The sequence below is a fragment of the Pseudomonas fluorescens genome, from assembly GCF_040448305.1.
Classification (GTDB): domain Bacteria; phylum Pseudomonadota; class Gammaproteobacteria; order Pseudomonadales; family Pseudomonadaceae; genus Aquipseudomonas; species Aquipseudomonas fluorescens_BH.
The window spans coordinates 4002256-4014862 of record NZ_CP148752.1; the positions used below are offsets into that span (position 1 = coordinate 4002256).

Sequence of the window (12607 nt, forward strand, 5' to 3'; positions counted from 1 at the left end):
AGTCGATTGCTGCCCTTTCCGACCGGCAGCCATCGGCCCACCGAAGGTCTGCCGGTCAAATGGCCCATGGGGGCGCGGGGATAAACTTTGACTCAATCCATTGTTTGAACGCGACGACCACGGCACCCGGAAATTTGGCCGATGGCCTGACCAGGTAGACCCCACCGGCGGTGTCCAATTGCCAGTCAGGAAGAACATGCAACAGCCTCCCGGCAGCAATATCACGACTCATCAACCAGTCACCTGCCCCCAGTATTCCGGCATCGGCGCGGGCCGCTGCCAGTAATGATTCGCTGTCATTGGCCGTCAGGTTTCCTTTGGGAGAAACCGTCTGCAGCTCATTGCCGCAATGGAGTCTCCACTGGGGAAAAGACGCAAGGCCACTGAAGCGAAGGCAATTGTGCCGGATCAGGTCCTGTGGCGTTTCGGGCATGCCGTGCTGTCCGATGTAAGCAGGCGAGGCACAGAGTATCCGCCGATGGTCACTCAGTTTCTTGGCGATCAACCGGCTGTCTTCCAACTCTCCGATTCGGATCGCCACGTCAAAACCTTCATCGATGATGTCGACCAGACGCTCGCTGTAGTCTGCAAGGATCGAGACATGCGGATGAGCCTTGAGAAACTCCGGCAGCATCGGGCCAAGCCAACGCCTGCCCATGGCTGCCGGCAATGCAAGGCGCAAAGTACCGCGGATTTCGCTGGCGCCCTCGGACGCTTGCTGCTGCGCTTCATTCATCAATTCGATGGCCGAGCGAAGGCGCTGCTCCAGCCTGGCACCTGTTTCAGTGATTCGAACCTGCCGGGTGGAGCGCTCCACGAGCCGAACGCCAAGGCGCTTTTCCATTGCGGCGAGTCGTTTCGAGACGACTGTAGGGTGTCGCTGCAATAGCCGGCCAGCTCCGACAAATGAGCCTTGCGAGGCCACGGCCAGAAACGCAGCGATTTCGTCACTGTACTGATTGTTCAGAACATCAAGATTCATGGTTTTAGAATGATCGCCCCCGATGAACGCCCCGACTCCAGGTCCGCATGCGCCAATGCTGCGTCAGCCAGAGAGTAGCTTGCCCGAACCCGAGGTTTGATAATTCCCGCACCTATGGCGGCCAACACATCCTGCGCTCGCTCCTGATACTCGGAGGCACTCGCCGTATGGGCTGCCAAAGAAGGACGTGTGAGGAACAGCGAGCCTTTGGCATTGAGTGTCGACAGTTCCACGGCTGACGGCGCACCTGATGAAGCGCCAAACGATACCATCAGACCTCGTGGTCGCAAGCTATCCAGGGATGCCTGGAAAGAAACACGCCCTATCGGGTCATAGACGACGTCGACCATTTTACCCTCGGTGATTCGAGCGACTTGGGAAGCCAGGCTGTCAGCATCGAACACCAGGACTTCATCGCATCCCGACGCCTGAGCTTTCTCGACACTGGCTTGCTTTGAAACCACGCCGATCACCGTGGCACCCAAATGCTTGGCCCACGGCACCATGATTTCCCCCAACCCTCCAGCCACACCGTAAAGGAGAATGGTTGTGCCGGGCCCTACCGGATAGGTGGCTTTCAAAAGGTACTGTGCAGTGATGCCCTTGAACATGACGGCTGCGGCATCGTCAAATGACAGCGAATCCGGAATTTTGACCACCCGCTCTGCCGGATAAAGCCGGGCCGAAGCATAGGAACCGATAGGGCCGGTGGCATAGGCCACGCGATCCCCTACTCGCACGTTGCTGACACCCGCCCCCACAGCTGCGACACGCCCGGCGCCTTCCAGCCCAAGTCCGGATGGCAACGCAACGGGCACCGCTCCCTTGCGCTGGGTAACGTCGAGGAAGTTGACACCTACAGCCTCTTGCTCAAGCCAGACCTCGCCTTGGCCTGGCGCTTGTTCGCCCAGTGTCTCCAGGTTCAGTACTTCAGGGCTGCCGAGCTGGTTGAACCGGATCGCAGATACCATGGTCATTTCTCCTTCAGTCACGAGCCGTTATCAAATGAGTGGCCCCAGTGTGAGAACTGATCTGCTGATGAACAAGACTGGTTGATTGCAGGACATTAATGCACTGAATGCAGCAATATAATTGCTGATAGCACGCATTGCTACGTGGAGCATGCTGGGTTCATGTGATTATGGAGAAAGCCAACGGTTGTCTCCGAGAGTCCGCTATGGGTAGTGGATTCTGGTAACCAGGTGCAGGTGGGTCGGACACTCGCGTAGCAGTCGCCAGTCCACTTCGGTGGTCACCTGCCAGCCACCGCATCGTTGAAACCGGGCCTGCTGCACTGGAGAGCTGTAGTTCAATTACTTGGCGTTATGCCGTGGGGGTCCTGACTTTTATCAACTAATCAGCAGCTATCGTTAACGCACGACTGGTTTTCGATTACTAAACCCCTTGTTGATTCAGCTCAACGATTTTCCGGCTCCCAGGCGTAGAAGTACTCTGATTCACCGCCTCCCTTTTCGCTGGAGATTTGCCATGCTGGCAGTCACGCTGATCAATGCACTGGTGGTCATCATCACCGTAGTGATCCACTATGAATGTCTGTTACGCCTGAATGATTGGCTACCCCGGCTCAAGCTGTGGAGCCGTTTCAGAATCGTAGTTGGAGTATTCGGCGCCCTCCTGGCCCACGCGATAGAGGTCTGGTGCTTTGCGCTGGTCTATTACCTGATGGTGCACTCCGGCAGATGGGGCAGCCTGACGGGCAACTTCGACGGTACGCTGATGGACTGCGTTTACTTTTCCTTTACGACGTACACGACGATCGGCTTCGGCGATATTTCGCCTGTGGGCAACCTCAAATACTTGACCGGTCTACAAGCCCTTACCGGGCTGGTGCTCATCACATGGACCGCATCCTTCCTGTTTCTGGAAATGCAGAAGTACTGGAAGCGCAACTAATCCCTTTTCTCACTCGTATCAGACTCAACTGTCGAACTGACGGTGTGCCATCAAGCCCGGTACAGATTCGATCTAGATCGCCAGAACGCAGCATGGCACCTGATACAGAATATGCTCGGTCGTGCTGCCCAAAAGCTTGTGCACACCATGGGACTGGACTCTGCCCATCACGATCACATCCACGTTGTGTTCATTAGCAAACTCACTCAACGCTGTGACCGGATGTCCCTCAATGAAATGTCGACGATTGGAGGGCACCCCGAACCGAGCTGCCAACCCAAGGAAAGACTTTTCCAGGTCTCTGCGAAGCGCTTTGGTAAGGTCAGCAAGTGTCAGGCCGCCTCTGTGTAGACACCAGCGATTCGCCACCAATGTTCATGGCCGGTTCAGCCTGGACGGCATGCCCCTGCAACCGCATAGCTACGTGCGGCCAGCAGCAAAAGCATCATGCCGTCAGGATAAAGTCCGCCTGATCGATACCTGCACTGTTAACACCGACAAGGCGAATAGAGTCCACTCCGATCCCGATCACCGTGTCCGCCCCGTCAGCCGCAATGCTCACGTTGGCAGCGAACGTTTCGCTGCTGATCCCCAGCCCCGCGATATTGAGCAAGTCCTGCCCTCCGACCGGATCGATATCGAAGCCCTGGATCGAGTCGTTGCCGAAGCCTGCCGCAGCAAACATGAAGGTATCGTTGCCGAGGCCGCCGTTGAGCGTGTCGTCGCCCAGCCCGCCGAAGAACAGATCGTCACCCGCACCGCCAACCAGAATGTCGTTGGCCAGGCCGCCCAGCATCCTGTGGTTTGCCGCCGCGGCATCGTAGGCCAGCTCACTGCCGCTGCCCTCGGCGTTCGCCTGCAAACCCGCGGCCGCATACTGGCCGTTCAGCGCGACCTGCGTCACATGCGCACCGTCGCTTACGCTCAACATGCCGCCGGTGCCGGTGTCATTCGCTGCATAGGTGATCTGCGTATCGGCACCGAACGCAACATCGCCAAATTCCAGCTTGTCACCCGCAGTAAAACCGCTGACGCTGCCACTGAACGCCGCCGACACATCAAGCTTGAGCGTGCCTGCCGCGCCGCTGTCAAACGTCACATGCTGATCGGAGGCTGCACCGAACTCCAGTGTCGCCGAACCGCTGATTGTCGCGCTTCCCGCGCCACTGGCATCTGCGTGGATGGTGATGTTGCCATCGTTCGCCCACAGGCTACCGCTGTTGAGGAGCGCACTTTCAATCACCAATCCGCCGCTACCACTGGCTTGCAGCACACCCGTGTTGGTGACGGCGCTGCTACCGGTATCGATCACCAGCGCATTCGCACCGCTGGCAAGGATCAGGCCCGAGTTGACCAGCATCATCTGCCCCGCTCCCAACTGGCCGGCACCCGAGATGGTGTTGTCGGCATTGGTGAGCACCGTGTCGGCGCTGCCGCCGAAAATCACGTTTTGCGCGTTGTCGGATAGCAGCACCTGGCCGCCACCGGTCAAGGTCGCGCCACGGAACAGAATCTCAAGGTTGGTCGCGCTGCCGGTGGAGCCGAGCTCGATGGTGCCGCTGTTATGGATGCTGCCACCGAACGGCATGATCGCGCCGTCGGCAATGGTGAGGGTACCGGCGTTGTTGGTGATCGGGTCCACATCGAACTGGAAGTTCGCTTCGCTCAAGTTCGCTGCATCGACACCTTTCAGGGTGATCGTCTGGCCGGAGCTTATGCTGACCAGTGCATTGCCATTGGCGTCGTTAGTGATGCTCAAGTCAGCAACACCGGTGACACCCGTGAAGCCGATCATGTCGATCTTGTCTGCCATGGCATCGAAACTGTAGATCTGATTGTTGCCGATCGGCTGGGCGAAGACGAAGGTGTCGGCACCGGACGAACCGGTCAGGTTGTCGTCAGCGGACAAGGCGAAGATCGGCGTGCCGGGGGCAAAGGCCTCGACGTTATTGAATACATAGGAACTGCCCACACTGCCGTCGGCGTTAGTCCAGGTCATGTTGATGTGGAGTACCGCAGCGCCCGCGAAGCCTTCTGGTGTTGTCACGGTCAATGCTCCGGGATCGCTGGTCTGCACGGTCCAGGTGCCGTCGCCGTTGTTGATTCCGGCGTTTATAGTCCAATTTGACGGAACGTCGGCAATTGTGACAACAAAGCTATCGCTCAGGCCTGCCGATGGATCAGCAATCGCAAGGTTTATTGCTTCTCCGGACACTCCCGCAGGGTAAGTCAGGCTAATGCTTGTTGCAGCACTAACGTTGCCTGCCGCGTCCATAGCCGTGACAAATAGCGTCTTGGTACCCATAAACTTGCCAGTCAAATCAATATTGGCGAATTGACCGCCGGTATTGGTCGTTCCGGTCCCAATTTCTGTGTCGCCGGCGCCAAACACGCCATTGCCATTGTCCAGGTAAACCTTAATGAATGAATTAGCTTCGGCGCTCCCTGAAAGCTTATGGTTTGTACCAGAGTTGTTGTAAGTCAGCCCAGTCGGTGACGCTGGCGGCGTTGTATCAATCGGAGTTTCAACGACGTTCTGCACGTTTACCGTAATCGTCTGCGTATCGATTCCGCCACTGGCGTCGGCCACCTGAACATCCACAACGTAGGCGTTGTCGCCATCGGTACCACCGACATCCTGGGGATTCTCGTAATCGGGCGCCGAATTGAACGTCAGCACCCCGCTCGAACTGATCGAGAACTTGCTGAAGTCCGTCCCGGCCGTATTCAGGAGCGAGTAGCTCAGCGTCTGCGCCGGCAGATCAGCATCGGTCGCCGCCACCGTCGTGACCGCCGTGGTGTTCTCCGCCACATTGATCGAAGCCGTCGTACCGCCACCGTTGGAAGTGATCGTCGGTGAGTCGTTGCTGCCGGCGATATGCACGGTGACCGAAGTGAGGGTGCCGTCCGCACTGCTCACCGCGAAGGTGTCGGTGTAGGTGGTACCGGCGGCGAACTCGTTGTGGGCGGAGTTGGCGACGTAGGTCCAGGCACCGCCGGTGCCGATGGAGAACTGGCCGTAGCTGCCGGCGGTGTTGGTTTGGGCGACGAAGGTTGCGGCGCTGTCGACGTCGCTGATGGTCAGGGTGCCGGTGGTGGAAATGTCGACGGCGGCATTGGTCTCGGTGAGGTTGGCGATGTCGGCGGACAGCACGGCGGCATCGTTGGTGCCGAGGATATGCACGGTGACCGAAGTGAGGGTGCCGTCGGCACTGCTCACCGCGAAGGTGTCGGTGTAGGTGGTACCGGCGGCGAACTCGTTGTGGGCGGAGTTGGCGACGTAGGTCCAGGCACCGCCGGTGCCGATGGAGAACTGGCCGTAGCTGCCGGCGGTGTTGGTTTGCGCGACGAAGGTTGCGGCGCTGTCGACGTCGCTGATGGTCAGGGTGCCGGCGGTGGAAATGTCGACGGCGGCATTGGTCTCGGTGAGGTTGGCGATGTCGGCGGACAGCACGGAGGCATCGTTGGTGCCGAGGATATGCACGGTGACCGAAGTGAGGGTGCCGTCGGCACTGCTCACCGCGAAGGTGTCGGTGTAGGTGGTACCGGCGGCGAACTCGTTGTGGGCGGAATTGGCGACGTAGGTCCAGGCACCGCCGGTGCCGATGGAGAACTGGCCGTAGCTGCCGGCGGTGTTGGTTTGGGCGACGAAGGTTGCGGCGCTGTCGACGTCGCTGATGGTCAGGGTGCCGGCGGTGGAAATGTCGACGGCGGCATTGGTCTCGGTGAGGTTGGCGATGTCGGCGGACAGCACGGCGGCGTCGTTGGTGCCGCTGACGGTGACGGTCACCAGCTGGGTGTCCACGCCCCCCAGGCCGTCGCTGACTTGCACCGTAAACACCTCATCATGACTCTCGCCCGCCTTCAGCGACTGCACCGCACTGGCGACACCATCGGTGCCATTGGCCAAGGTGTAAGTCCATTGGCCGGTGCTGTCGACGGCGATCGAGCCATAGGTGCCTGTTGGCGAGCCATTGATAGTCCATGTCGCCGTGGCGTCGTGATCGATGTCGGCCGAGCTGAACTGGCCATCGACGCTGAGCGCGGTGTCTTCCTGCACCGCGCCGGCATCGTTGCCGGTCGCGAAGCTGAGCACGGGCGCGTCATTGCTGCCGCTGACGGTGATGGTCACCAGCTGGGTGTCGACACCGCCCAGGCCGTCGCTGACCTGCACCGTAAACACCTCATCATGACTCTCGCCAGCCTTCAGCGACTGCACCGCACTGGCGACACCATCGGTGCCATTGGCCAGCGTGTAGGTCCACTTGCCGGTGGTGTCCACGGCGATCGAACCGTAGGTGCCGGTTGCCGCGCCATTGATGGTCCAAGTCGCCGTGGCATCGTGATCGATGTCGGTCGAGCTGAACTGGCCGTTCACGCTGAGCGTGCCGTCTTCCTGCACCGCGCCCGCAGCATTGCCCGTCGCGAAACTGAGCACGGGCGCGTCGTTGCTGCCGCTGACGGTGATAGTCACCAGTTGGGTGTCGACACCGCCGAGGCCGTCGCTGACCTGCACGCTGAACACTTCGTTGTGACTCTCGCCGGCCTTCAGCGACTGCACCGCACTGGCAACGCCATCGGTGCCATTGGCCAGCGTGTAAGTCCACTTGCCGGTGTTGTCGACGGCGATCGCGCCGTAGGTGCCTGTTGGCGAGCCATTGATGGTCCAGGTCGCCGTGGCGTCGTGATCGATGTCGGCCGAGCTGAACTGGCCATCCACGCTGAGCGTGCCGTCTTCCTGCACCGCGCCCGCAGCATTGCCCGTCGTGAAGCTGAGCACGGGCGCATCGTTACTGCCGCTGACGGTGACGGTCACCAGCTGGGTGTCGACGCCGCCCAGGCCGTCGCTGACCTGCACCGTAAACACCTCATCATGACTCTCGCCAGCCTTCAGCGACTGCACCGCACTGGCGACACCATCGGTGCCATTGGCCAGCGTGTAGGTCCACTTGCCGGTGGTGTCCACGGCGATCGAGCCGTAGGTGCCGGTTGCCGCGCCATTGATGGTCCAGGTCGCCGTGGCATCGTGATCGATGTCGGTCGAGCTGAACTGGCCATTCACGCTGAGCGTGCCGTCTTCCTGCACCGCGCCCGCAGCATTGCCGGTCGCGAAGCTGAGCACGGGCGCATCGTTGCTGCCGCTGACGGTGATAGTCACCAGTTGGGTGTCGACACCGCCGAGGCCGTCGCTGACCTGCACGCTGAACACTTCGTTGTGACTCTCGCCGGCCTTCAGCGACTGCACCGCACTGGCAACGCCATCGGTGCCATTGGCCAGGGTGTAAGTCCACTTGCCGGTGTTGTCGACGGCGATCGCGCCGTAGGTGCCTGTTGGCGAGCCATTGATGGTCCAGGTCGCCGTGGCGTCGTGATCGATGTCGGCCGAGCTGAACTGGCCATCCACGCTGAGGGTAGTGTCTTCCTGCACCGCGCCGGCATCATTGCCGGTCGCGAAGCTGAGCACGGGTGCGTCATTGCTGCCGGTAATGGTGACGGTCACCAGCTGGGTGTCCACGCCGCCCAGGCCGTCGCTGACCTGCACCGTAAACACCTCATCATGACTCTCGCCCGCCTTCAGCGACTGCACCGCACTGGCGACACCATCGGTGCCATTGGCAAGCGTGTAGGTCCACTTGCCGGTGGTGTCCACGGCGATCGCGCCGTAGGTGCCTGTATCCGTACCCGCAATGCTCCAAGTCGCCGTGGCGTCGTGATCGATGTCGGCCGAGCTGAACTGGCCATTCACGCTGAGCGTGGTGTCCTCCTGCACCGCGCCGGCCTCGTTGCCCGTCGCGAAACTGAGCACTGGCGCATCGTTGCTGCCGGTAATGGTGATGGTGACGGTCTGCGCCGCCGAGGCCGCGTTGCCCGCGCCGCTGTCGTCGGTGGCCACCACGGTGTAGGTGAAGCTGATGGTTTCACCGGCGCTCAGGAAGTCCAGGTTCTCGCTGCTGCTGTAGTTCCAGCTGTCCTGATCAACCGAGAAACCAGCGACCAGCGCTGCGGCCTGCGCAGCACCGAGGGTGCCGCCGCTCCAGACGAGGTCGTTATTGGAGCTTTTGCTGACCGTCACGACGTCGCTGCTGTCCAGATCGGCAAAGCTCAGCACCCCGCTGTCGCTCAGCGTGGCCGCGCCGTTGCCTTCACTCATCGCCCCGGTCGTGTCGCCGATGGTCAGCGTCGGCTGGTCGTTGGTGCCGGTCAGGGTGATCGTCACGTCCTTGGTCACCGTCGCCCCGAAGTCGTCGGTCAGCGTCACCGTGAACACTTCGGTCTTGGTCTGGCCCTCGGCCAGGTACTGCGCCGCACTGTTATTCAGCGTATAGGTCCAGCCCACGCTGCCCGCAGCACCGCCGGTGCTCTCGTCGCTGACATTGGCCACCAGCGTACCCAGCGCACCGGATGGCGCACTCACGCTGGCCACATGTGCGTCATCGGCCAGGTCCACGTCGCCGAAGGCGAAGCTGCCGCTGACCACCGTGGTGCCGTCTTCGGTCACCGCACCGCTTTCGACCTCTGCCGCCGTCACCGTCGGCGCGTCATTGGTGCCAGTGATGGTGACGGTCACATTCTGCGCGACCGACGAGCCATGACCATCGTTGATGGTGACCAGGTAAGTTTCGGTGACTGTCTGTCCCTGGGCCAGGTACTGCGCCGCCGCATTGCTCAGGTTGTACGTCCATTGCACCGAACCGTTGGCCGCGTTCGCTGCTTCGCTTACCGCCGAGAGCTCGAACGTACCAAGATAAGTAGCGTTGCCCGCCGCCGGCGCGAACGTCGCCGTGTGCGTGTCGCTCAGGTCGATGTCGTTGAAGGTAATCGTGCCGCTGGCCGTCAGCGAGTCGGTCGTGCTCGCAGTGGTGTCGGCGTCTTCGGTCACTATGCCGGCCTGCGCGCCGATGCAAATCGTCACACCATCATTCACACCCGAAAACTGCACTGTCGCGGTGGCCCAACTGAGCGTTCCGTTGCCGAGACGTATCGCATAGGTAAAGCTGTCCGTCAGGAGCTCGCCAGTCGCAAGCGCCTGGAGTTGTGCCTTGAAAGCCTCTGAAAAAGTAGCGGCGTCGTAGCCGACCTTACCGTCCGAGGTGATCCAGATCTTTGCACCATTCTCGCTGGTGTCAGTACTCGTCGCCTCAGCCCTCGCCGTATCCTGGGCCAGGAGGTCGGTCGGAGCATAAACCTTGGTGGCAGTAGTAAGACTGTCCGCGTTGTCGAGTGACCAGAGTGTCTTCGCGCTGCCGCCGAGGTCATTGGACATGACGTCCCAATACACGACCCCCAACAGATTTTCAGTGGAGGTAAAGACATCTTCCTTCGCCTGCGGCGTGTTGGAAAACGAAGTAACGGTTCCGCCGCTGGTAGTTGTGGTGCTAGCCATGTCTTTCTCCCAAGAATTTCACTCTGAGCAAAAAACCGCTGTGGGCCGCTAACAGCCACATGCCGATTCCTCCTCAACCCACGAACACTTCACTCCACCGGTACCAGCCGGCTGGCCAGCAGCTTCACGCCCACCCCGACCCTGCCGCCCTGCGGCTCAATGCGCACGATTTGTCCTTGCGCCTTGAACTTCATGGGGCCGCCGGGGGTGTCGAGTTCGATCTCGAAGTCAATCAAGCTACCCATCTGCTGCTCGCTTTCGGTTTCGAAATACAAACCGGAGGCGCTGATGTCACGGATGACACCGCTGCCCCCGCCGATCAGTTGCAGCGACAGGGTGACTTGTTCACGGGGCTCAATTCGGTGTGCGTCTTTCATGGCTGCAGTCTAAAAACGGCCGCTGTTTTTTACATGAGTGCGCTATCCCTTTTTTTCTGGGAGTCAATCACCCATGAAAACAGTGTTTTACGGGACAAATGTCATGGGAGGGGGTGCCTGAAGCGCTATAGAAAAAAGCTACAGGCTGCAACGATTGCTATCATGATCAGCTAACACAACCCGCCTAAAGAGGCAGCGACCCGCATGCCAATCCAAGTCCAGTTAGTCGCTCTACCGCTCGTGGCCTGGGGCCTTGAGCGTCTGGTGGAAAGCGCTCAACCGAGGTTGATGCTGGCGGGCTCGGCGGCGTCGGTGGCGGAGTACCTGCTTTCACTGCACCCATACGCTCCAGATGTGGTGGTGCTGGACCTGGACAGCGAGGACTGTATCGAGTCACTGGCCGAATTGCACAGCCAGACCAAAGCCAAGATTCTGGTAGTGACAGGGTCGAGCGACGTGGCGCTGCATGACCGTGCGGTGCTGGCGGGCGCACGTGGCGTGGTGGATAAGCGGGAGTCGGCATCCGCCTCGACATTGCTCAAGGCCATAGAAAAAGTGCATGACGGCGAACTCTGGATTGACCGCAATGCGACCAGCCGTATCTTCCTTGAACTGGCGCGCAAGAAAGTCGAGCGCGATATAGACCCGGAGCAGCAAAAAATCGCCAAACTGACGCGCCGCGAGCAGCAAACCATTGCATCGCTGGCCAGCGACCCCTCAGCCCCAGGCAAGTTGGTGGCCGAGAAACTGCACATCAGCGAGCACACGCTGCGCAACCATTTGACATCGATCTACAGCAAGCTGGGCCTGACGAACCGCGTAGATCTGTACGCCTACGCACACAAGTATGGGCTTTCCACAGGCGACTGAGGACTGTGGCCATACGTGGTTCCACCTTGTCAAAAAACAGGTGTTGACTCCTCTGACAGCCTGCTGAAACCAGAGAGGAATTCGTAGGCGTCCGATGAGCCCGTGTCCAATGAGATTTCGGGCGCCCTGTTACAGGCTTTGTAGTGGCTAAATCGTGATAAGCAGGTAAGTCGATCACTCCCAAGCGAGATGGGTGTTGTCCGGACCAGACTCACACATCCCGCAGCCCTGCCATACTGTTCAGCATGACCAGTGCAACTTTCCGCTTCTTTGATGAGCTCAACGATTTCCTGCCGGCCGAACGGCGGCGGCAACCCTTCACCTGCCAGTGCGCGCAAGGGGCGACGGTCAAGCACATGATCGAGGCGCTCGGGGTGCCGCACACCGAGGTCGAACTGGTGCTGCTCAACGGTGAGTCGGTGGGCCTGGAGCGGGTGATCCTCGACAGTGACCGGCTGGCGGTGTATCCCAAGTTCGAAGCGCTGGACATCAGCCCGCTGCTCAAGGTTCGTGCGCAACCTTTACGGGTGCTGCGTTTCGTCGCTGATGCGCACCTTGGCGGGCTGGCCAGCCTGCTGCGCATGAGCGGCTTCGACACCCTCTACGACAATGCCTTCGAGGATGGTGAGATCGCCGAGATCGCTGCGCAGCAAGGACGCATCGTGCTGACCCGCGACCGCGAACTGCTCAAGCGACGAATCATCAGCCACGGCTGTTATGTGCATGCCCTGAAACCGTCGCTGCAGCTGCGCGAATTGTACGAGCGCCTCGATCTGGCGCGTAGCGCACGGCCATTCAGCCTGTGCCTTCATTGCAACCTGCCACTGCACGAGATCAGCCTGGAACTGGCCCGGACGCAGGTGCCGCCACGCATTGGCGTCCTCTATTCACGCTTCCTGCGTTGCGACGCCTGCCAACGGGTTTACTGGGAGGGTTCGCACTGGCGCGGTATGTGCGCATTGCTGGCACCGCTGCTGAACCGATAGCCGCCAGCCCTTGGCGGACACAAAATAACAAAATTGCCATGTGCTCCCTTCGTTCCTTCTTGCGTCGCACTGTTCATTGCCCGTTCCCGTACGT

General features: G+C 60.2%; 7 protein-coding genes and 1 pseudogene. 3 read left to right on the forward strand and 5 right to left on the reverse strand.

Annotated features, from left to right (window positions below):
* Positions 1-55 precede the first annotated feature (55 nt).
* A complete protein-coding gene (locus WHX55_RS18160; RefSeq protein ID WP_353740964.1) occupies positions 56-982 on the reverse strand; it encodes a LysR family transcriptional regulator in 927 nt (308 codons plus the stop codon).
* Positions 979-1953 carry a quinone oxidoreductase gene (locus WHX55_RS18165; protein WP_150756359.1) on the reverse strand — a complete coding sequence of 325 codons (975 nt, stop codon included), beginning with the start codon at positions 1951-1953 and terminating at the stop codon, positions 979-981. Before WHX55_RS18165 ends, WHX55_RS18160 begins: the two co-directional genes overlap by 4 nt.
* A gap of 517 nt (positions 1954-2470) precedes the next feature.
* Between WHX55_RS18165 and WHX55_RS18170 the strand changes: the two genes are divergently transcribed.
* Positions 2471-2896: a potassium channel family protein gene (locus WHX55_RS18170; protein ID WP_150756360.1), complete on the forward strand. Its 426-nt coding sequence runs from the start codon at positions 2471-2473 to the stop codon at positions 2894-2896.
* A 72-nt stretch (positions 2897-2968) separates the two neighbouring features.
* On the opposite strand, the pseudogene WHX55_RS18175 reads toward WHX55_RS18170, so the two are convergent.
* The 3 genes and pseudogenes from WHX55_RS18175 to WHX55_RS18185 all read right to left on the reverse strand — a co-directional run.
* Positions 2969-3238 (reverse strand): annotated as a pseudogene (locus WHX55_RS18175) (universal stress protein); the annotation flags it as partial.
* Positions 3239-3341: 103 nt separating this feature from the next.
* Positions 3342-10280, reverse strand: coding sequence for a VCBS domain-containing protein (locus tag WHX55_RS18180; RefSeq protein WP_353740965.1), 6939 nt, complete (start codon positions 10278-10280; stop codon positions 3342-3344).
* An 89-nt stretch (positions 10281-10369) separates the two neighbouring features.
* A complete protein-coding gene (locus WHX55_RS18185; protein ID WP_353740966.1) occupies positions 10370-10657 on the reverse strand; it encodes a PilZ domain-containing protein in 288 nt (95 codons plus the stop codon).
* A 204-nt stretch (positions 10658-10861) separates the two neighbouring features.
* Between WHX55_RS18185 and WHX55_RS18190 the strand changes: the two genes are divergently transcribed.
* Together WHX55_RS18190 and WHX55_RS18195 are read left to right on the forward strand one after the other, a co-directional pair.
* Positions 10862-11527 carry a response regulator transcription factor gene (locus WHX55_RS18190; protein ID WP_353740967.1) on the forward strand — a complete coding sequence of 222 codons (666 nt, stop codon included), beginning with the start codon at positions 10862-10864 and terminating at the stop codon, positions 11525-11527.
* A 245-nt stretch (positions 11528-11772) separates the two neighbouring features.
* Positions 11773-12513, forward strand: a complete 741-nt coding sequence (locus WHX55_RS18195; protein ID WP_353740968.1) for a Mut7-C RNAse domain-containing protein — start codon at positions 11773-11775, stop codon at positions 12511-12513.
* The last annotated feature ends 94 nt before the right edge of the window (positions 12514-12607 follow it).